17 protein-coding genes are annotated in these 21,090 nt (G+C 68.7%); 11 read left to right on the plus strand and 6 right to left on the minus strand.

Annotation, left to right across the window (positions count from 1 at the left end; translation table 11 throughout):
• Window positions 1-15: 15 nt before the first annotated feature.
• The gene (locus tag ACFVM3_RS21000; RefSeq protein WP_378440915.1) at window positions 16-621 is read right to left on the minus strand and encodes a hypothetical protein; all 606 of its coding nucleotides are present in this window, start codon (window positions 619-621) and stop codon (window positions 16-18) included.
• 481 nt (window positions 622-1,102) lie between these two features.
• Between ACFVM3_RS21000 and ACFVM3_RS21005 the strand changes: the two genes are divergently transcribed.
• The 8 genes from ACFVM3_RS21005 to ACFVM3_RS21040 all read left to right on the plus strand — a co-directional run bounded on the left by ACFVM3_RS21005 (window position 1,103) and on the right by ACFVM3_RS21040 (window position 10,346).
• The gene (locus tag ACFVM3_RS21005) at window positions 1,103-1,540 is read left to right on the plus strand and encodes a hypothetical protein (protein ID WP_378440917.1); all 438 of its coding nucleotides are present in this window, start codon (window positions 1,103-1,105) and stop codon (window positions 1,538-1,540) included.
• Window positions 1,541-1,563: 23 nt separating this feature from the next.
• Window positions 1,564-3,663 carry a (Fe-S)-binding protein gene (locus ACFVM3_RS21010; RefSeq protein WP_378440919.1) on the plus strand — a complete coding sequence of 700 codons (2,100 nt, stop codon included), beginning with the start codon at window positions 1,564-1,566 and terminating at the stop codon, window positions 3,661-3,663.
• A 204-nt stretch (window positions 3,664-3,867) separates the two neighbouring features.
• Window positions 3,868-4,782: a metal ABC transporter substrate-binding protein gene (locus ACFVM3_RS21015; protein ID WP_192746351.1), complete on the plus strand. Its 915-nt coding sequence runs from the start codon at window positions 3,868-3,870 to the stop codon at window positions 4,780-4,782.
• A complete protein-coding gene (locus ACFVM3_RS21020; RefSeq protein ID WP_378440921.1) occupies window positions 4,779-5,522 on the plus strand; it encodes a metal ABC transporter ATP-binding protein in 744 nt (247 codons plus the stop codon). Before ACFVM3_RS21015 ends, ACFVM3_RS21020 begins: the two co-directional genes overlap by 4 nt.
• Window positions 5,519-6,388: a metal ABC transporter permease gene (locus tag ACFVM3_RS21025; protein ID WP_378440923.1), complete on the plus strand. Its 870-nt coding sequence runs from the start codon at window positions 5,519-5,521 to the stop codon at window positions 6,386-6,388. Before ACFVM3_RS21020 ends, ACFVM3_RS21025 begins: the two co-directional genes overlap by 4 nt.
• Before the next feature lie 72 nt (window positions 6,389-6,460).
• Window positions 6,461-7,276 carry an ABC transporter ATP-binding protein gene (locus tag ACFVM3_RS21030; protein ID WP_378440925.1) on the plus strand — a complete coding sequence of 272 codons (816 nt, stop codon included), beginning with the start codon at window positions 6,461-6,463 and terminating at the stop codon, window positions 7,274-7,276.
• 17 nt (window positions 7,277-7,293) lie between these two features.
• On the plus strand, window positions 7,294-8,268 hold the full coding sequence (locus ACFVM3_RS21035) for an ABC transporter substrate-binding protein (RefSeq protein WP_378440926.1): 975 nt from the start codon (window positions 7,294-7,296) through the stop codon (window positions 8,266-8,268).
• Window positions 8,268-10,346, plus strand: coding sequence for an iron ABC transporter permease (locus ACFVM3_RS21040; RefSeq protein WP_378440929.1), 2,079 nt, complete (start codon window positions 8,268-8,270; stop codon window positions 10,344-10,346). The genes ACFVM3_RS21035 and ACFVM3_RS21040 overlap by 1 nt, the downstream gene beginning before the upstream one ends.
• An 85-nt stretch (window positions 10,347-10,431) precedes the next feature.
• On the opposite strand, the gene htpG is transcribed toward ACFVM3_RS21040, so the two are convergent.
• Genes htpG through ACFVM3_RS21060 form a run of 4 tightly spaced genes read right to left on the minus strand, consistent with a single transcriptional unit; the run spans window position 10,432 to window position 15,803 of the window.
• The gene (gene htpG, locus ACFVM3_RS21045; protein ID WP_378440931.1) at window positions 10,432-12,297 is read right to left on the minus strand and encodes a molecular chaperone HtpG; all 1,866 of its coding nucleotides are present in this window, start codon (window positions 12,295-12,297) and stop codon (window positions 10,432-10,434) included.
• Between the two features lie 29 nt (window positions 12,298-12,326).
• The gene (locus ACFVM3_RS21050; RefSeq protein ID WP_378440933.1) at window positions 12,327-13,913 is read right to left on the minus strand and encodes an alkaline phosphatase D family protein; all 1,587 of its coding nucleotides are present in this window, start codon (window positions 13,911-13,913) and stop codon (window positions 12,327-12,329) included.
• A gap of 49 nt (window positions 13,914-13,962) precedes the next feature.
• Complete coding sequence (locus ACFVM3_RS21055) at window positions 13,963-14,580, minus strand: hypothetical protein (RefSeq protein WP_378440935.1); 618 nt, start codon at window positions 14,578-14,580, stop codon at window positions 13,963-13,965.
• A complete protein-coding gene (locus ACFVM3_RS21060; RefSeq protein ID WP_378440937.1) occupies window positions 14,577-15,803 on the minus strand; it encodes a YncE family protein in 1,227 nt (408 codons plus the stop codon). The genes ACFVM3_RS21055 and ACFVM3_RS21060 overlap by 4 nt, the downstream gene beginning before the upstream one ends.
• 144 nt (window positions 15,804-15,947) lie before the next feature.
• Here ACFVM3_RS21060 and ACFVM3_RS21065 point away from each other — a divergent pair, with 144 nt between their 5' ends.
• Together ACFVM3_RS21065 and ACFVM3_RS21070 are read left to right on the plus strand one after the other, a co-directional pair.
• The gene (locus ACFVM3_RS21065; protein WP_378440939.1) at window positions 15,948-17,087 is read left to right on the plus strand and encodes a helix-turn-helix domain-containing protein; all 1,140 of its coding nucleotides are present in this window, start codon (window positions 15,948-15,950) and stop codon (window positions 17,085-17,087) included.
• Between the two features lie 61 nt (window positions 17,088-17,148).
• Window positions 17,149-18,810 (plus strand): sulfatase, encoded by a 1,662-nt coding sequence (locus ACFVM3_RS21070; protein WP_378440940.1) that lies wholly within the window; start codon window positions 17,149-17,151, stop codon window positions 18,808-18,810.
• A gap of 15 nt (window positions 18,811-18,825) precedes the next feature.
• Here ACFVM3_RS21070 and ACFVM3_RS21075 read toward each other — a convergent pair whose 3' ends face one another.
• Window positions 18,826-19,785, minus strand: a complete 960-nt coding sequence (locus tag ACFVM3_RS21075) for a helix-turn-helix transcriptional regulator (protein WP_378440942.1) — start codon at window positions 19,783-19,785, stop codon at window positions 18,826-18,828.
• 61 nt (window positions 19,786-19,846) lie between these two features.
• Here ACFVM3_RS21075 and ACFVM3_RS21080 point away from each other — a divergent pair, with 61 nt between their 5' ends.
• A complete protein-coding gene (locus tag ACFVM3_RS21080; RefSeq protein WP_378440944.1) occupies window positions 19,847-21,004 on the plus strand; it encodes an epoxide hydrolase family protein in 1,158 nt (385 codons plus the stop codon).
• Window positions 21,005-21,090: the final 86 nt, after the last annotated feature.

A 21,090-nucleotide genomic window follows, 5' to 3' on the forward strand; every position in this document is an offset into this window, starting at 1 on the left:
TGTTCCTTTTCTGCTTCAGATGTCCAAGGACTCGACCCAGAAGAACTCGCGTTCGGAGTCGTAGTCATAGAGAACTACGCGGCTGCCCGCCGTGAGGTTGCCTTCGCCCGCCTGGCGAACGTCCACAATGGCCGTCGACCCGTCGGCGGCGGCGACTTCGGCCTGGCCGAAGTCATGGGTGACCGACGAGGTGCGGATGACCGCGGCCCTGCCGACGAAGTCCCTCCTGCTCGGTTCCTTCGCGGGGCCGAAGACGCGACGTAGCGGCACCACGATCACCCTCGTCCCGAGTGTGCCGAGCACGAGCGCGACGGCGAGCACGCCGACCCCGAGCCCGATCCTCGATGGTGTCGAAAGCTCCAGGTCATCGAGAAGAACCGTCCCTGCCAGGCTGGCGAACCAGGTGAATGCGATCAGTAAAGAGAGCGAAAGGGACAGTGGGACCCCGCCGAAGCCCGCCAGGAGCCCGTCGCCGCCGTCGAACTCGTCGAGGTCGAAGGCGCCGAACAGGGCCAGCAGCCAGTAGCCGATCACCACGATCAGCAGGAAGCTGAAGAGCACGGCCGGAAAACCCAGAGCCGCGGTGACGAACCCGCCCATCGCCGTCGTTCCCTCCCCCATTACCCCGGGTCAGGACTATAACCAGCGCGTGACGGCGGGCGGGCCGTTTTCGGCTACGACTGGGTCACGACACCCGGAGGCGTGCGCGGCCACCCGCCGCATTCAGTCCTCTACTTGCGGTCCTTTGAAGCGGACTGACTCGGAGGTTGCGGCTACGGCGAAGGCGGGTTGCGAGGTGCCCCGAAGGTGGCATTGGGGACATTGAGGGTCTCCAATGCCACATTCGGGCACGAGGCAAGCCGGTCTCTTGGCGCTTCGCCGCCACCGGGGACGTCACGAAGGGCCCCTTTGAGACGCTCAACGTCCTGAAGGGCTCCTTTGAGACACCCCGCGCGGCGCACAGGCGTCGCGTGAGAGTGCGGAGCGTTACGCCGACCGGCCGCTCCGAAGCCATCCGGTTGGACCTGTCGCACCACCGGAGCGGGCCCTACTCTCCAGTATTGAGAGTGACACAGGACACACCACGGTCTTGGGAGGCTCCATGGGGTGGCACGTTCGCGAAACGATCGACGAGGATCGGCGCGAACGGCGAATCCGCCACGTCACCCGATGTCTGAGTTGCACGCTCACCTGCATCCATTGTGGACTTCCCGCCAGATTCTCCGTTCCCCCAGGACATCCCGGCCTCGGCGTGGTCGAGCATCTTCCCGGCGTCACCTCCCCCGGCCTCCCGGATCTCGCTCTGCTGCACCGATTCTGCCGAGACAATCTCGCCGCGGAGCCGGGGATCGCGCTCCGGCGCGCCTATCTCGGCCTGGCGACCGAACTCTTCGAAACGGGGCGGCGGATCCGCCGTCACCGCAGGCTCGGCGTGCATCCGCCACGGCCGGGAAAGCTCGAGGCCTACCGAAAACGGTGGCGAGTGGCCAAAATGCGGTACGCCTGCAAGGCGTGCCGGTACTACACCGGCTCTCACTGAGCCGATTCTCCCCCGGAGGACTCGTGCTCGTTCGCCTCATCCTCGGTCTGCTCATCACCGTCGCCGGTCTCGCCTTCGCCGCCCGCCGCGCGCTTTGGCTCACCAAACTGATCCGCTCCGGCCAGCCGGACGAAAAACGCTCGGACGTCATGGCCGTCCGCGCGAAAACGCATCTGGCCGAGGTCTTCGGGCAGCGCAAACTGCTCAAGTGGTCCGTCCCCGGGCTCGCGCATCTGTTCACGTTCTGGGGTTTCGTGATCCTCGGGTCGGTCTACGTCGAGGCGTACGGCGCCCTGTTCGACCACGACTTCCACATCCCGCTCATCGGGCACTGGGCGGTACTGGGCTTCCTCCAGGACTTCATCGCGGTCGCGGTGCTCGTCTCGCTCGCGGTGTTCGCGGTCATCCGGATCCGCCAGGCACCCGAGCGGAAAGACCGCGCGTCGCGCTTCTTCGGGTCGCACACCGGCGGCGCCTGGCTGATCCTGTTCATGATCTTCAACGTGATCTGGACGATGTTCCTCTTCCGGGGCGCGTCGGCGGCGGTCGGCGTCTTTCCGTACGAGTCGGGCGCCTGGGTCTCCCTTGGCGTGGGCGAGCTCCGGGAGCCGCTGGGCCCGTCGGTCACGGAACCGCTGGAGACCGTCGGGCTGCTGCTGCACATCGGCGTGATGCTGGCGTTCCTGTCGATCGTGCTCTACTCCAAGCACCTGCACATCTTCCTGGCACCGGTCAACGTCACGGCGAAGCGGCTCCCGGACGCGCTCGGCCCGTTGCTGCCGATGGAATCCGGCGGCAAGCCGATCGACTTCGAGGATCCGGGCGAGGACGACACGTTCGGCCGCGGCAAGATCGAGGACTTCACCTGGAAGGGCATGCTCGACTTCGCCACCTGCACCGAATGCGGCCGCTGCCAGTCGCAGTGCCCGGCGTGGAACACCGGGAAACCCTTGTCCCCCAAGCTGTTGATCATGGATCTGCGCGACCACCTCTTCGAGAAGGCGCCGTACATCCTGGACGGCAAGGAAGCGCCCGAAGAACGCCCTCTGGTCGGCACCAAGGAGGACTTCGGCGTCATCGACCCGGACGTCCTCTGGTCCTGCACCACCTGCGGCGCCTGCGTCGAACAGTGCCCGGTCGACATCGAGCACGTCGACCACGTCGTGGACATGCGCCGCTACCAGGTGATGATCGGATCGGCCTTCCCGAGCGAACTCGGCGTGTTGTTCAAGAACCTCGAAACCAAGGGAAACCCCTGGGGCCAGAACAATTCAGACCGCCTGGCGTGGACAAAGGAGCTCGATTTCGAGGTGCCGATCTTCGACGGCGAACTCGCCGACGACGTCGAGTACGTCTACTGGGTCGGCTGCGCGGGCGCCTTCGACGACAACGCCCGCAAGACCGTCCGCGCCACCGCCGAGCTGCTGCATCTCGCCGGGGTGAAGTACACGATCCTCGGCACCGACGAGTCGTGCACCGGCGACCCGGCGCGCCGCTCCGGCAACGAGTTCCTCTTCCAGATGCTCGCGCAGCAGACCGTCGAGACGCTGAACGCGGTCTTCGACGGCCGCGAACCGGGCACCCGCAAGATCGTCACCACCTGCCCGCACTGTCTCAACACGCTCGGCCGCGAGTACCCGCAACTGGACGGGCACTACGAGGTCCTGCACCACACGCAACTGCTGAACCGGCTCGTCCGCGCGGGCAGACTGACGCCGGTCAAACCGGTCGACGCCGGCCCGGTGACCTACCACGACCCGTGTTACCTCGGCCGCCACAACAAGGTCTACGAGCCGCCGCGCGAACTCGTCGGGGCGACCGGCGCGACACTCAGCGAGATGCCCCGGCACGCCGACCGCTCGCTCTGCTGCGGCGCCGGCGGCGCGCGGATGTGGATGGAGGAGCAGATCGGCAAACGCATCAACCTCGAACGCGTCGACGAAGCGCTCGGCACGGACGCCGAGACGATCGTCACCGGCTGTCCGTTCTGCCGCGTGATGCTGAACGACGGTCTCGTGCAGCGGCAGAGCGAGCAGCGTGGCGAGAACGTCACCGTGCGCGACGTCTCCCAGCTCCTGTTGGAAACGGTGAAGGAGCGCGACCGGACCGCGACGGAGATTTAAGCACCGGGTGGCGGAGCTGACCCGCATACCGGGAACGGACACAACGCGTGAACCCGCCCGGCCGAAGGCCCCGCTATCGCGGTGGCAGGGCACCCTTCCTCCCAGGCCGCGCCCTGCCGATGTCGATCGCGGACGTGGGTTCACCCAGAGATTTAAGGCACACGAGAGTTGGAAGTTCGGCACGCCGAACTCTAAACTCGCGGTATGGCGAATCTGCGCAAGACCGTGTGCGCGCTGGCGGCGTCCGCACTCGTCCTGTCCGCTTGCGGCGGCCCCGCCGGAGGGGACGACGACAAGCGGCCGGTCGTGCTGACCACGTTCACGGTCCTGGCGGATATCGCCTCGAACGTCGCGGGCGACAAACTCCGGGTCGAGTCGATCACCAAACCCGGCGCCGAGATCCACGGCTACGAGCCCACCCCGGACGACATCAAGAAGGCCGCGAAGGCCGACCTGATCCTCGACAACGGGCTGAACCTGGAGGCGTGGTTCGCCCGGTTCGTCAAGGAGAGCGACGCGCCGCACAAGGTGGTCAGCGAGGGCGTCCAGCCCATCGCCATCGGTGAGGACGCCTATCAGGGAAAGCCGAACCCGCACGCGTGGATGTCACCGACGAATGTGGGTATCTACGTGGACAACATGGTGAAGGCGTTCAGCGAACTCTCCTCCGGCGACGCCGCCGTGTTCAAGGCCAACGGCGACGCCTACAAGGCGAAACTGAAGGAGGTGCGGGACGAGATGACGGGTGCGCTGAGCGGCCTGCCGCAGAACGAGCGAGCGCTGGTCACCTGCGAAGGCGCCTTCTCCTATCTCGCGCGCGACACCGGCCTCACCGAGCGGTACATCTGGGCGGTCAACGCCGAACAGCAGGCCACCCCGCAGCAGATCACCCGCGCCATCGAATTCGTCAAGCAGAACAAGGTCCCCGCGGTGTTCTGCGAGTCGACCGTCTCGGACGCACCGATGCAGCAGGTGGTCTCCGCGACCGGTGCCGCGTTCGGCGGCGTCCTGTACGTGGATTCCCTGTCCGGTCCCGAAGGCCCGGTGCCGACCTATCTCGACCTCATCCGCCACGACTCGAAGACGATCGTCGCCGCGCTCACCGGAGCGAAGCCGTGACGGCGGCGATCCGCGTCGAAGGCGTCACCGTGCACTACGGCGACGTCCTCGCGCTCGACGGTGTCGACGTCACGCTCGAACACGGGCATGTCTGCGGGCTGGTCGGGATGAACGGCTCCGGCAAGTCGACGCTGTTCAAGACCATCATGGGCATGGTCCGGCCGGACACCGGCACGGTGTCGATCGACGGCGGCACCCCCGCCCGTGCCCGCAAGACCGGCGTGATCGGGTACGTGCCGCAGAGCGAGGACGTCGACTGGTCGTTCCCGCTGTCGGTGCGGGATGTCGTGATGACCGGCCGCTACGGGCGGCTCGGCTTCACGCGGCGGCCGCGCCGCGCCGACCACGAAGCCGTCGACCACGCGCTGGAACGGGTCGAACTGACCGAACTCGCCGGACGCCAGATCGGCCAGTTGTCCGGCGGGCAGCGCAAACGCGCGTTCGTCGCGCGCGGCATCGCCCAAGGCGCCCGTGTCCTGCTGCTGGACGAGCCGTTCGCCGGTGTGGACAAGCGGTCCGAAGCCACGATCACGCGGCTGCTCAAGGAACTCGCGGCCGACGGCGCAGCGGTCCTGATCTCCACGCACGACCTGCACGCGCTTCCCGGACTGGCCGACGAGGCGATCCTGCTGATGCGCAAGGTGCTCGCGCACGGCTCGCCCGGAGAGGTTCTCCGGCCGGAGAACCTCGCGCTGGCCTTCGGACTCGATGTCCTGCGACGGGAAGAGGAACTCGCGTGAGTCTCCACGACCTGTTCCTCGAACCGCTGAGCTACGACTTCATGGTGCGGGCGCTGGCGTCCACGGTCATCGCGTCCGCGGTCTGCGCGGTGCTCTCCTGCTGGCTGGTGCTGATCGGCTGGTCGCTCATGGGCGACGCGGTCTCGCACGCCGTTCTGCCCGGTGTCGTGCTCGCGTACGTCCTCGGCGCGCCCTTCGCGCTGGGCGCCGTCGTCTTCGGTTTCCTCGCCGTGGCGCTGATCGGCGTCGTCCGCGACACCAGCCGCGTCAAGGAGGACGCCGCGATCGGCATCGTGTTCACCACGCTGTTCGCGCTCGGGCTCGTGCTGATCTCGGTGACGCCGAGCCAGACCGACCTGAACCACATCATCTTCGGGAACCTGCTCGGCGTGGACACCTCGGATCTGCTCCAGATCGGTGTCCTCGGCGCGATCACGCTCACCCTGCTGGTACTCAAACGCCGCGATTTCACCTTGTACGCCTTCGATCCCACGCACGCGCACGCCATCGGGCTGAACCCGCGGGTGCTCGGTGCGGCGCTGCTCGGCCTGCTCGCGCTGACCGCGGTGGTGGCGCTGCAGGTGGTCGGCGTGATCCTCGTGGTGGCGATGCTGATCATCCCCGGCGCGACGGCGTACCTGCTGACCGACCGGTTCGGCCGGATGCTGGTGATCGCGCCGTCGTTCTCGGTGCTCGCGGCGGTGACCGGGCTTTACCTGAGCTACCACCTCGACACCGCGTCCGGCGGGATGATCGTGTTGGTGCAGGGCGCCGGGTTCACGCTGGTGTACTTGTTCGGGCCGCGGCACGGGATCGTCGGGAAGAGGCTGGCCAAGCGACGGCGGGAAGCCGCCCGGGTCGCGTAACCGGACAATCACCCCGCGCTCTGTGTCTCTCGTGACATGGGTCCGAGCCGCCTCTTAGGTTAGGCTCCCCTCATGTCTACGGAAGACGCGCTGCTCACCGGCCATGACCTGGTGCTCGCGCACCATGAGCGGGCCGTGGTGGACGGGGTGTCCCTGTCGCTGCGCGCCGGCCTGGTGACCGCGCTCGTCGGGCCGAACGGCTCCGGCAAGTCGACGCTCCTGCGTTCGCTGGCGCGGCTGCACAAACCTCGCGAGGGCGGCGTCCGACTCGGGGAACGCGCCGTCTGGGGCGGGAACGCGTTGTCCGGCAAGGAGTTCGCCCGGCGGGTCACGTTGCTGACCCAGCACCGGCCCACGCCGAGTGGCGTTTCGGTGCGTGACGTCGTCTCCTACGGCCGGTACCCGTACCGCTCGGGCTGGCGCGGGGTCGACGTCGACGGCGCCGCCGCGATCCGGCGCGCGATGGAGCTGACCGGGGTGACGCCGATGGCCGAACGCGGCGTCGACGAGCTCTCCGGCGGCGAACTCCAGCGGGTCTGGCTCGCGTCCTGCCTCGCCCAGCAGACCTCCGTGCTGCTGCTCGACGAGCCCACCAACCATCTCGACCTCCGCTATCAGGTCGAGATCCTCGACGTCGTCCGCGATCTGGCCAACGAAGGCGTCGCGGTCGGCGTGGTGCTGCACGACCTCGACCACGCGGCGATCATCGCCGACGAGGTCGTGCTGCTGAGCGAGGGAACCATCGTGGCCACGGGTGACATCGGGCAGGTGCTCACCACCGAGCACCTCTCCCAGGCCTACGGCGTCACCGTCCACGTCGCGAACGACCCGGTGACGGGCGCGATCCACTGCAGGCCACTCGGGCGGCATTCGCCCAGGCCCGCCTGAGAAAACCAGGAAGAACCATGCGTTTGCTGACCCCTGCCGCCCTCGTCGCGGCGACGGCCCTGCTGCTGTCCGCCTGCGGCACCACCGAGAACACCGCCGTCGCGCCGAGCGACGCCGCCGCGAGCGGACCGGTCACGGTGACCGACGCGCGCGGAAAGGCCGTCAACCTCAAGGCCCCCGCCAAGCGGGTCGTCGCGCTCGAATGGGGCGAGGCCGAGATGGTCGCGTCGCTCGGGGTCATGCCGGTCGGCGCCGCGGACGTCGCGGGCTACAACGTCTGGGACAAGGCCGCCCCGCTGACCGCCGAGGTCAAGGACGTCGGCAAGCGCAACGAGCCCAGTGTCGACGCGATCGTCGGGCTGAACCCCGACGTCGTCATCATGGCCGAGGAACGCGACTCGACGCTGGTGCCGCAGATCGAGAAGTACGTGCCGGTCGTGGTCACCAAGTCCAGCGACGCGAGCCGTAACTTCGACCGGCTGCGCGAGGACTTCAAGCTGATCGCGAAGACGGTCGGCAAGGAGTCCGAAGCGGACAAGGTCCTGTCCGAAATGGACGCCAAACTCGCCGAGGGCAAGAAGGCCGTCGAGGCCAAGGGCGCCGCGGGCACCCCGTTCCTGATGGCCGACGGCTACCTCGAAGGCAGCACCGTCAGCATCCGCCCGTTCGGCAAGGGCTCGCTGGTCTCCGACACCGCCGAGGCCGTCGGCCTCAAGAACGCCTGGACCGGCAAGGTCGACCCGCAGTGGGGTCTCGGCCAGACCGACGTCGAGGGCCTGACCGCGCTCACCGACCCGAAGACCGTGCTGTTCTACAGCGCGGCCGAAGAGGACGTTTTCACCACCGGTCTCGCGCAGAACGCCGTCTACCAGCGCCTGCCGTTCGTGGTCTCGAAGAAGATCCACAAGCTCCAGGCCGGAACGTGGACCTTCGGCGGGCCGAAGTCGATCATCATGACCGCCGACCAGATCGTGAAGGCCGTCACCGCCTGATGAAGACCGAGGTCCGAGGTACTTCGCCCCGCCGAGGACTCGTCGAAACCGTGCGGGCGCCGCAGACGATCCGCACCGCGGTGGTGTCGGCGGGACTGGTGCTGCTCATCGCCGTCCTCGCCGGCATCCACCTGACCCAGGGCACCTCGACGTCCGGTCCGCTGGACGTGGTGAAGGCGATCTTCGGCCAGGGCGACGCGCAGACCCTCGCGGTACTGGAGGGTTCGCGCGTCCCCCGGCTGCTCGCCGCGTTGCTGCTCGGGGTCGCGCTCGGCGTCGCGGGCGCGGGAATGCAGTCCGTGGCACGGAACCCGCTCGCCTCGCCCGACACGCTCGCGGTCAACGCGGGCGCGCATTTCGCCGTGGTGGCCATCTCCGCGTTCGGGCTTTCGCTGCCGCTCGTGCCGGTGGGCGGGGCGGCGTTCGCGGGCGGGCTCGCCGCGGCCGTCGTCGTGCTGGGACTGGCGGGCGGCGGTTCGGCGAGCCCGCGGCTGGTGCTCGTGGGCTCGGCGGTCCTGCTGGCGCTCAACTCGGTGACCATCCTGCTGCTGCTCCTGTTCGAGCAGGAGACGAACGGGCTGTTCGCCTGGGGCAGCGGCTCGCTCACCGTCTCCGACCTGCGGGCGACCGGACAGATGACGCCGATCGTGGTGGTCGCCGTGGTGGCGCTCATCGCGATGGGCCGCAAACTCGACGTCCTCGCCCTCGGTGACGACAACGCGACCCTGCTCGGCCTGCGGGTCCGCCGGACCAGGATCGGCGCGGTCGTGCTGACCGTCGCGCTGACCGCGGCGGCGGTGACCGTGGCCGGACCGGTCGGGTTCGTCGGCCTGTGTGCGCCGGTGATCACGCGGCTGCTGCTGCCGATCGCCAAACACCGCGCGCTGCTGCCGGTCTCCGGGCTGGTCGGCGTGGTGACGGTGCTCGGCGCCGACGTCGTCCTGCGCGCGATCATGGGTTCGGCCGAGGCCGTGCGGGTGCCGACCGGAGTGGTGACCACGATCGTCGGCGCCGTCGTGATGGTGTGGCTGGCGCGGCGCGGCCGGGGAAGCGGCTCGCGCCGTCCGGCTCCGGCCGGACGCGTCGGGGTCGCCGGATCGACCCGGCGGCTCGTGACCATTTCCGTCGCACTGGTGGCGCTGCTCGCCGTCGTCCCGCTGGTGGGGCTGATGCTGGGCGACCGGATGGTGCTGCTCGGCGACCTCGCGAACTGGGTCACCGGAAACACCGGGACGGCGCTCACCTTCGTGCTGGACCAACGACTTCCTCGGGTGCTGGCCGCGCTGCTCGCCGGTGCCGCGCTGGCGGTTTCGGGCTGCGGGATCCAGTCGGTCAGCCGCAACCCGCTCGCCGAACCCGGTCTGCTCGGCATCACCGCGGGCGCCGGGCTCGGCGCGATCACGCTGATCACCGTCGTCCCCACGGTCGGCGCCTGGTCGATCGCCGGTGCCGCCGGGCTCGGCGCGGCCGTCGTCTTCCTGCTGGTCTACGGGCTGGCGTGGCGTTCGGGGCTGGATTCGGACCGGCTGGTGATCATCGGCATCGCGGTCTGGTCGGCCGGGATGGCGCTGATCAACCTGCTGATCGTGGTCTCCGACCCGTGGAACTCGGCCAAGGCGCTGACCTGGCTTTCGGGATCGACCTACGGCCGCACGCTGGAGCAGGTCGCGCCCGTGGCGCTGGCGCTCCTCGCGCTGCTGCCGTTGCTGTGGGCCAAGCATCGCGAGCTGGATCTGCACGCCCTCGACGAGGACACCCCGCGTGTGCTCGGGATGCGGATCGAGCGGTCCCGGCTGCTCGTGCTGGGCGCCTCCGGGATCCTGGCGGCCACCGCGGTGTCCGCGATCGGCGTGGTCGTGTTCGTCGGGCTGGTCGCGCCGCATCTGGCGCGTTCGCTGGTCGGCGGACGGCACGGCCGGGTGCTCCCGGTGGCCGCGGCGCTCGGGGCGCTGCTGGTGAGCGTCGCGGACACCGTCGGGCGGACGGTCATCGCGCCCGCCCAGATCCCGGCGGGGCTGGTCATCGCGATGGTCGGGACGCCGTACTTCGTGCTGGTGCTCTGGCGGACCCGGCCGTAATGGGCTGAAGGGGCCCTTCACCGCATGTGATGCGGTGAAGGGCCCCTTCGTGGCGTCTTATGCGGGGAAAGTCCCCTTCAGCTCCCTACAGGGTCTTCTGGAGGTGGGTGGCGAGGAGCTTCGTGAAGCGGGCGGGGTCGCCCAGTTCACCGCCTTCGGCGAGCAAAGCCATGCCGTACAACAGTTCCGCGGTCTCGGCGAGCCCGTCGTTCTCGCCCTGTGCGGCGAAGGCGTCCCGCAGCCCGGACACCAGCGGGTGGCCGGGGTTGAGTTCCAGGATCCGCTTGATCTGCGGCATTTCCTGGCCCATCGCGCGGTACATCTTCTCCAGCGTCGGGGTGACGTCGTTCGTGTCGCCGACGATGCAGGCGGGCGACGTCGTCAGCCGCGACGAGAGCCGGACCTCCTTGACCTGGTCTTCGAGCGTCTTCGTCAGCCAGGTCAGCAGCCCGGAGAACTCTTCCTTCTGCTCGTCGGTGGTGTCGGAGTCGAGTTCGACCTCGCCCTTCGCGACCGACTGGAACTGCTTCTCCTCGAAGCCCGGAACCGCGTCGACCCACATCTCGTCGATCGGGTCGGTGAGCACGAGCACCTCGTACCCCTTGGCCTTGAAGGCTTCCAGGTGCGGTGAGTTCTCGATGCTCTGCCGCGACTCGCCGGTCAGGTAGTAGATGTGCTCCTGGCCGTCCTTCATCCGCTCGACGTACTCACGCAGCGACGTCAGCTTCTCCGGATCGTTGGTCGAGGCGAACGAGCAGATGTCGAGGATCGCGGTGCGGTTCTCGTGGTCGTCCAGCAGGCCTTCCTTGACGGCGCGGCCGAACTCCTTCCAGAACGTCTCGTACTTGTACGGGTTCTCGTCGGCCATCATGGTCTTGACCGTCGAAAGGACCTTCTTGACGAGCCGTCGGCGGATCAGCTGGATCTGCCGGTCCTGCTGCAGGATCTCGCGCGAGACGTTGAGCGAGAGGTCCTGCGCGTCGACGACGCCCTTCACGAAGCGCAGGTACTCCGGCATCAGCGCTTCGCAGTCGTCCATGATGAAGACGCGCTTCACGTACAGCTGGACGCCGCGTTTGCGCTCCCGCATGAACAGGTCGAGCGGCGCGTGGCCCGGCAGGAACAGCAGCGCCTGGTACTCGAAGGTGCCCTCGGCCTGGAGCCGGATCGTCTCCAGCGGGTTGTTCCAGTCGTGCGCGACGTGCTTGTAGAACTCGTTGTACTCGTCTTCGGTGACGTCGCTGGACGGGCGGGCCCACAGCGCCTTCATCGAGTTGACCGTGACGACCTCGTCGCCCTCGGTCATGCGGATCGGCCAGGTGATGAAGTCCGAGTACTTCTTGACGATCTGCTTGATCTTCGTGGCCGAGGTGTAGTCGAAGAGCTGGTCTTCGGCGTCCTCGGGCTTGAGGTGCAGGACGACCGACGTGCCCTGCGGCAGGTCCGGCACCGTCTCGATGGTGTACGTGCCCTCGCCCTCGGACTCCCAGCGGACGCCCTCGTCCGATCCGGCGCGGCGGGTCAGCAGCGTGACCTTGTCGGCCACCATGAAACTGGCGTAGAAGCCGATGCCGAATTGGCCGATGAGGTCCTGCGAAGCCGCGGAATCCTTGGACTCTTTCAGTTTCTTCAGGAATTCGGCGGTGCCGGATTTCGCGATCGTGCCGATCAGCGCCACGACGTCGTCCCGGCTCATCCCGATTCCGTTGTCCCGCACGGTGAGGGTGCGGTTTTCGGGTTCGGTCGCGATCTCGATGTGGAGATCGTCGGTGTCCGCCTGGAGGTCCTTGTCACGGAACGCTTCGAGGCGGAGTTTGTCCAGTGCGTCGGAGGCGTTGGACACCAGTTCCCGCAGGAAGGTGTCCTTGTTCGAGTAGATCGAGTGGATCATCAGCTGAAGCAGCTGACGTGCCTCCGACTGGAACTCGAGTGTTTCGGCAGAGGTTGTCACGCGCCGATATTACCCAGCGTGGAACCGGCTCAGGCCAGCCTCCGCCTGGCCACTTCGACCAGTCCGTCGCCGATGGCCCGCTCGATGGTGGTGACGCACGCCCGGCCCTCGGTCTCCACCGTGGCGATGACGTTGCCGAAATGCGGACCGGACACCTTGGACCAGGTCAGCGGTTCGGGGGCGACCCCGCCGCGGCGGGCCCAGCGGCGCGCGATCGCCGCCACCGGGGCCGACCAGGTTGCGGCGAAGGCCAGCCGGAGCTGGCGCGGCATGGCGTTGTGGACCGGCGAGCAGGTGAGCTGGAAGACCGTCGAAGTCACCGGCTCCGGATAGCGCGCCTCGGCGATGTAGGCGTGATGGACGTCGCCCGAGAGCACCGCGATGGTGGCCGGCGGTTCGTCCCGGCGGCCCTCACGCGCGATCATCGCCGCGAGCCGGTCGAACGACGCCCGGAACGACGCCCAGTGTTCGAGGTCCGCGGCCTGGCGGATCTTCTCCGCGAGCCGTCCGCGCCACCCTGGACGGTCGCAGGCACGCTCGTTCAGGGACTGCAGGTGCGAGACGACCGGAGGCAGCAGCCACGGCAGCGACGAGCCGATCAGCAGGTGGTCGCACGGCGCGGCGGCGTTGTTCTCGATCCAGGCGAATTCGTCGTCGTCGACCATGGCCCGGGCGCCGCTCGCCAGGATCCGCCCCGCCCGGCTGTCGATGACCAGCAGCCGCACGCCACCGAAGTCGCGGCGATAGCTCCATCGCGCGCCCTTGGTGCCGTCGCGTTCACTGTCGGCCTCGTCGGCGAACGCGGCGAGCAGCCCGGCGTTGTCCCCGCCGGAGGCGATGGCCTTCTGGAAGGTCGGATCCTCGGCGAGCTCCGCGGGGCCGAGATTCCCGAGGTGCTGGTAGACCCAGTAGCTCATGATCGCGCCGCGCAGCCGCTCCTTCCACCACGGTTGCGCGCGCATCCGCCGCTGCCAGGCGAGGGAGGTGTTCCAGTCGTCGCGGACGTCGTGGTCGTCGAAGATCATCGACGTCGGCACGGTGGACAGCAGCCAGCGGATCGCCGGTTCGCCCCAGGCCTCGGAGTACAGGTGGGTGTACTCCTCGAAATCCGACACCTCCGTGCCCGGCGGTTTCGAGGTGTCACGACGCTGCTTCAGCCACTCCTGCGTCTCGTCGGTGGTCTCGTCGGCGTAAACCTGGTCGCCCAGCATCAGCAACGCCTGCGGCCACTCGGTTTCGTCGCCCGCCGCCATCCGGCGGGCGTACGCGGCCAGCGCGTCCGGGCCGAAGGTGTCGCCGTCGTGCGGTTTGCGGCACGAACCGAACACGAGCCGGACCCGCGACTCCTCCTCGGGCAAGGTCCGGATCCGGCTCGGCGGAAACCCGGAATCGGCGAGGGGCCAAACCTTTTCGCCGTCCACGCGCACTTCGTATTCGACACACGAGCCGGGTTCGAGGCCGGTCAGCACCAGCAGGGCGTAGTGATGCCCCTTGATCTCGAACGTCCTCGCGGTCGTGCCGAGTACCTCGACCTCACTGGCAGTGCCGGTCTCCACCCATACCGTCGCCGACGTCTCGTCGACGTGGCGCAGCAACGGACCCAGGCGCAGACTCATTCCCGGAACGGTGCCACAACGGAGCCAAGATCGTGCGCTGAGCGATGCCTCAGCCGAGCCGCGCGAAGACCTCCCGGATCTCGGTCAGCGACTTCTCCCGCTCGGCGTCGTTCTCGTACCAGCCGTCGGCGGCCCGCTCCTCGACGATCGCCTCGGGGGTGAATTCCTCGCCGAACCGGTAGGGGCCGACGCAGTAGGCGAACCCCGACTCGCTCAGCGGGTCCAATCCTTCCCGGCGGCAGTGCTCCAGGAAGCCTTCGGCCTGTGCCCACCGCGCGCCGTCGAACCAGAACACGCCACCGGCGTACAGGATCGTCTGGCCGGTGCCCGCATCCACGATGTTCAGCGACTCGTAGTTCTCGGGGCGGTTCCGCACCAGCGCGACGAGGTTTTCGGGGACGCCGCCGTAGAGCGCCTCCTGCACCTCGTAGGTGCCTTCGGCGTACAGGTTCAAGTCCGTCTCGTGATCGAAGGTCAGCAGCAGCGCCTGCTTGTCCGGCGTGAAGTACCAGACGGCCGACTGCCCGCCGCAGTCGTTCCAGGCGAACCGCTCCGCACCGTCCACCTCGACTGGCTCGATCTCGGTGACCGCGTCGATCACCGCGGCGCGGCGCCGCACCTCGTCGAGGGATGTCGCACCGAGGGCCGCCCAGATCTCTTCGCTCACCCGCGCAGACTACCGGTGCGCACGTGGCCGATCCGGATGCGCTGCGGGTGGTCGCCGACCGGGACGGACTTCACCTTCGCGCCGGTCGCGAAGTCGATCGCGGTCACCTGGTCCGAGGCGCTTTCCGAGATGACGCAATGCTTTCCGTCACCGCTGACGGTCGCCCAGTACGGCTTCGCCGCCGGCACGAGCTGTGCCTCGCGCAGGCTCGCACGGTCCACAATGGTCGCGTAGTCGTCCATCGTCCCGGCGACGCAGAGCTTGTCGCCCGCGGGACTCATCGAGAGCCCGTGGTGCCGCGAGTCGTTGACCCAGGTCGTGCGGTCCTCACTGGTGTTCGGGTTCTTCGGCAACGTCTTCGACCTCGTGATCCGGTCGGTGGCGACGTCGTATTCGAGGAGACCGTTGAAGAAGGACACCTGGAAGTACAGCTTCGACTCGTCGGGGGTGAACGCCACCGGCCGGACGGAGTCGGACAGATCGCTACGCCCGAAGGCGTCCAGGCGCGGGCGCATGTCGATCACCTTGACCTGCTGGAACGTCTTCGCGTCGACCACGGTGAGCTTCCGGTCGCCCTTGGTGAAGTCCTGCCACGGCGCGTCGAGCGCGGTGTTCACCTCGCCGATCGAGCTGTTCCAGAGGTAGCGGCCGCCGTCGGTGTAGGTGTTCTCGTGCGGTTTGTCGCCGGTCTTGAACGAGCCGAGCTGCCGTCCGGTCTCGATGTCGAGCACGTGGACGGTGTTCGACGTCGAAGCGGAGACCGCGATGCTGCGGCCGTCCGGCGACACCGCCATGTGGTCGGACCGGAAACCCGACACCGGGAACCGCCAGTTGACCCGGCCGGTGGCGAGGTCGATCGACACCACGTCGGCGAAGCTCGGGCGGGACGCGACGACCGCCCGGCCGTCCGGGGTCGTGTAGAGGTCGTCGACGAGCTGGTCGTGCCCCTCGCCGACGCCGTTGCGGATACCGAGGAAGAACGCGAGTTTGATCGGGTTCAGGTAGATCTCGGTGAGCCGTTCGTCCTTGTCCGGCACCATGTTCACGCGCGCGATCTTCGTGTAGTCGCCGGAGGGTGCGATGATGTCCGCCGTCCCCTCCCAGTTGTTGCCCACGAAGAGGACCTGTCGCAGGCTGTCGTCCGCCGCGGCGGCGGGCGCCGAGCCCAGCGCCGCGGCTAGGCAGGTCACGAGGACGGTGTTCAGCAACCGGCGTTTCCGCATCGGGCGCACCTTTCGGCGAGGGCCTGTTACCTTTCGGTAGCTCACAGGAAACCAACCGGCCGGACACCCTCGGTAGGGGACGGTCGCCAAGGACCGCCGGCTTCGTTGTGCACCGCGCACAATCCGCGCGGGAAGGCGGTGGCGATGGCGCACCGGTCGCTCCACGACCTGCTGGCCGAGATGGCGGCCGACGCCGCCGTCGTCGACGAAGTGGTCCGGGCCGCCCGCACGGAGTCGCCCGAAGTGGCGCGGTTGCCGGTGGGCGAGAACAGGCGGCATGTCGCGATCGTGCTCGCGGCCGGGCTCGCCTCGTTCGACCGGCCGGGTGGGGCCGGAGAGCAGGACTACGCGGCGGCCGCCGACCTGGGCGCGGACCGGGCCGCGCAGGGTGTGCCCCTCGCCGCGCTGCTGCGCGGGGTGCAGGCGGGTCGCAGCCGCGCGGTCGAGATCGCCGTCGAACGCGGCAAGGCGGCCGGGGTGCCGGACGACGTCATGCTGGCGGCGCTGGTCGATTTCGACCGGAACACCCGCGCGCTCGAACGCCAGGTCATCGCCGGGTATCACGAAGCCGAACTCGAACTCTCCCGCACGGTGCACGACAGCCGCGCCCGGTTGCTGCGGCGGTTGCTGGGCGGCGACACGACGGCGCCTTCGGCCGAGGAGGTCGCGAACGCCGGGCTGAACCCGGGCGGGCGCTACCACTGCCTGCTCTCCGACGTGGGCGATCCGTACCAGGCACGGGTCGTCGAGCGGCGGCTCGGCGCGACGGGTGGCGTCTTCGGCCTGGTCGAAGGGCGGCTGGCCGGGCTGGCGCCGCGGCTCCCCACGCAGGCGGCGCTCGGGGACGACCTGCTCATGGTGGCCTCCCCCGCCGTCCCGCTCGCCGAGGTCCGCGGCACCTACGCCCTGTGCGTGATGGCCCTGCCGTCGGCCGCGCGGTCCCGCGGCCTGCACGCGGTGGCGGATCTCGCCGTGGAGACCGCGCTCGCCGCCCAGCCTGGGCTCGCCGCCCTGCTCGAAGGCACTCTGCTGAACGCGCTGACGCCAGGCGATCCCTTCCACGAACAACTCGTCACGACCGCGCTGGCCTACCTCGACCACGGGCGGCGGCTCGACCAGACGGCCGCCGCGCTGCACGTCCACGCGAACACCGTCCGGTATCGGCTTTCGCGGCTGGGCGAGATCACCGGAACGTCGCTCGACCCGCCGGAGGAAGACGGCGGAACGCATGTGCGGCACACCGTCAGCTGGTGGTGGGCGCTGCGCACGTGGCGATCGGCCTGAACCGCCGGAGCCCCTCGTCCGTGTAACCCGATGAAGGCAGCCCACCCGGAAGGAATCCGCCTTGTCGGTTTTCCCGCGTCCCGCACTGGCAGGCCTGCCCGGCGACCGGACGACAGCCCGCGAAATCGCGTCCAGCGCGGCGACGACCGCGTCCGCGGTGCTCGTGCTGTTCGCCCTGCTCGCGCCGGACGACCTCGGCGGGCTGACGCCGGAGGCGTTCGTCCGGCTGCCGGTGGAGGCGTTGCTCGGGGTGGCGGTCGTGCTCATGCTGCGCGACGGCGCGCGGCGCGTCGTCGCGGTGTCGGCCGGTGCGCTCCTCGGGCTCCTGACCGTACTCAAGGCCATCGACATCGGTTTCGGGCTCGCGCTGAACCGGCGGTTCAACCCGGTGTTCGACTGGGGTGTGCTCGGCAACGGCGTCGACCTGCTCGGCACGTCGATCGGCCGCGCCGGCGCGCTCGCGTCGTTCGCCGGGCTGACACTGCTGGCCGTGGTCGTGATCGTGCTGATGGCGCTGGCCGTCCTGCGGTTGAGCGCGGTGGTGGCCGGACGGCGCACCGCGTCGACCCGGGTGACGGCCGTGCTCAGCGTGCTCTGGATGGTGTGTGCGGTCTCCGGCGCGCAACTCGCTCCGGGGCAGCCGTTCGCGTCACGCAGCGCGGTCGCCTTCGCCTACGACGACCTCCGTCAGGTGCGGGCCGGCATCCGGGACCGGGAGGCCTTCGCCGAGGAGATCGCCGTCGACGCCTTCCGCGACGCTCCCGCCTCCGGACTGCTGAACGCGTTGCGCGGCAAGGACGTGCTGTTCACCTTCGTCGAGAGTTACGGGCGCGTGGCCGTCCAGGACTCGGACATCGCGCCGAAGATCGACGCGGTGCTCGACGCCGGGACGGCGCGGCTGAAGAACGCGGGATACGGCTCGCGCAGCGCTTTTCTGACGTCGCCGACGATGAGCGCGGGGAGCTGGCTGGCGCACTCCACGTTCCAATCCGGGGTCTGGGTCGACAGCCAGCACCGCTACGACGACTTCGTGAAGACCGACCGGTTCACCCTCGGGGGTGCGTTCAAGCGCGCGGGCTGGGAGACGGTCGGTGTCGTCCCGGCGCATACCGAAGACTGGCCGGAAGGCAAGGTCTACGGCTACGACCGCTACTACGACTCACGCGGCATCGGCTATCGCGGCCCGCCGTTCTCCTACGCCACGATGCCGGACCAGTTCACGCTTTCGGCTTTCCAGCGCGCCGAACGCGCGAGGCCGGACCGGCCGCCACTGATGGCGGAGATCGATCTGGTCACCAGTCACTGGCCGTGGACGCCGCTCCCCCGCATGGTCGACTGGGCCGCCGTCGGGGACGGGGCGATCTACAACCCCATGCCGTCGCAAGGGAAAACGCCCGAAGAGGTGTTCACCGACCCGGCCAAGGTGCGCGGCGCGTACGGCGACTCGATCGCCTATTCGCTGAACTCGCTCATCTCGTACGTGGAGACGTACGGAGACGACGATCTCGTGCTCGTGTTCCTGGGCGATCACCAGCCGAACCCGATCGTCGCCGGCGCGGGCGCGGATCACGACGTCCCGATCACGGTGGTCACGCGGGACAAGGCGGTACTCGACAAGATCGCCGGCTGGGACTGGCAGGACGGCCTGAACCCGGACCGGAACGCGCCGGTGTGGCGGATGGACGCGTTCCGGGACCGGTTCCTGACCACTTTCGCGCGCTGAACCGCATTCAGAGGACTAAACGCGGGTGGCGTCGCGATACCGGTCGGCCAGCTCTCGCAAGTAGTCGACCAATTGCGGGGGTTCGGTCACCCGGAACGGGTAGTTGAGCAGTCCTAAGTGGACGGCCATCGTCTCGATGCTGTCCGCGCCGGTGTGCAGGACGCACGTGTTCGCGTCGACGGCCTCCACCGTTCCGACGGCCGGGTTGATCCGCGCGGTCACCTCCTCCGCGGACGCGTGCACGGTGACCTCGGCCCGGTAGCGCCAGGCGGCGGACGAGACACCGCGCCGCACCCGGTCCGTGACGTCCTCGGGCAGTTCCCGCGCGGTGAACCGCGGGCCGGTGGGGACGCGCGGTGTCAGCCTGTCGACGCGGAACGTGCGCCAGTCTCCGCGGTCGAGATCCCAGGCGACGAGGTACCAGCGGCGACCCCAGTTCACGAGACGATACGGCTCGACCTTGCGGACGCTTTCCGAACCGTCGTGGGCCAGGTAGCCGAACCGCAGCACCTCCCGATCCCGGCAGCACGCCGTCAGCACGGTGAGCGTCTCGGCGGCGACGCGCGGGCCGGGCTCGTCCCTCGGCACCGGGACCGTGTACGCCTGCAAGGCGTTCACCCGGCGGCGCAACCGGGACGGGAGCACGCGCTCCAGCTTGGCGAGCGCGCGCAACGACGTCTCCTCGACACCCGCGATGGTGCCGCCCGCGGCGGTGCGCAGACCGATCGCGACGGCGACGGCCTCCTCGTCGTCCAGGAGCAACGGCGGCAGATCGGCGCCCGCGCCGAGGCGGTAGCCGCCGACCGAACCGCGGGTCGCGTTCACCGGATAGCCGAGCGCGCGCAGCCGCTCGACGTCGTTGCGGATGGTCCGGGCGCTGACCTGTAGGCGTTCCGCCAGTTCGGTGCCGGTCCAGTCACGGGGAGTCTGCAGGAGGGAGAGCAAACGGAGTAGTCGTGCCGAAGTTTCCAACATTTCTTCAGGCTGCTCCTCCATTAGGAACGGGGTGTTCCTAATGGCACTCTACCTTGGTGTCATGAGCGAAAACACGGAGATCAAGCCCTTCCGCATCGACATCCCGCAGGCCGAGCTGGACGATCTGGCCGACCGGCTGGCCCGCGTCCGCTGGGCGAACGAACTGCCCGCCGACCAGGTGACCGACGGGGTGCAGCGCGGACCGGTCACGCCGGGCTGGGAGTACGGCGTGCCGCTGGAGTACGTGCGGCGGCTGGTCTCGTACTGGCGCGAGGGCTACGACTGGCGCAAGTGGGAGGCGAAGCTCAACGAGTACCCGCAGTTCACCACGGAGATCGACGGGCAGAACATCCATTTCCTGCACGTCCGATCGCCGGAGCCGGACGCGAAGCCGCTGATCCTCACCCACGGCTGGCCGAACTCGGTCTTCGAATACCTCGACCTGATCGACCGGCTGACCGACCCGCGTTCCCACGGGGGCGATGCGGCCGACGCGTTCCACGTGGTCATCCCTTCGCTGCCCGGGTTCGGCTTCTCCGGCCCGACGCGCGAGAAGGGCTGGAACCGGTACCGCACGGCCCAGGCTTGGGCCGAGCTGATGCGCCGGCTGGGTTACGAGCGCTACGGCACGCACGGGAACGACGCCGGTTCGTTCGTCGCCCCCGAGGTCGGCCGCGTCGACAAAGACCACGTGATCGGCGTCCACGTCACGCAGCTGTTCTCCTTCCCCAGTGGCGACCCGGCGGAGTTCGAGGGCATGACCGAGAAGGAACTGGAGTACATGCAGTTCCTTCAGTCCTTCAACGACGACATGTCCGGCTACGCCAAACTTCAGGAGAGCGCGCCGCAGAACCTCGCGCACGCGCTGGCCGACTCGCCGACCGGGCAGCTGGCGTGGAGCGCGCAACTGCTCTCGGCCACGAGTGACGACCACGTGCTCACCAACGCCACGCTGTACTGGCTCACGAACACCGCGGCCTCGGCGGCGCGGTTCTACTACGAGGACAAGCACAGCGAGCACCCCACCGAGCCGACGACCGCGCCGACCGGGCTGGCGAGCTTCGCCTACGACTTCCGTCCGCTGCGGCGCTTCGCCGAGCGGGACCACGCGAACATCGTGTCCTGGCAGGAATTCGACCGCGGCAGCCACTGGGCGACCCAGGACGCGCCGGACCTGCTGCTGGGCGACATCCGCCAGTTCTTCCGCAAACTGGCCTGAGGCTCGTTCAGTTGGACCGGCGGTGAGCTCTTATGTCGTGAAGGGCCCCTTTGAGACGTTAAACGTCTCAAAGGGGCCCTTCACGA

It is taken from the genome of Amycolatopsis sp. NPDC057786, from assembly GCF_042797905.1.
Taxonomy (GTDB): domain Bacteria; phylum Actinomycetota; class Actinomycetes; order Mycobacteriales; family Pseudonocardiaceae; genus Amycolatopsis.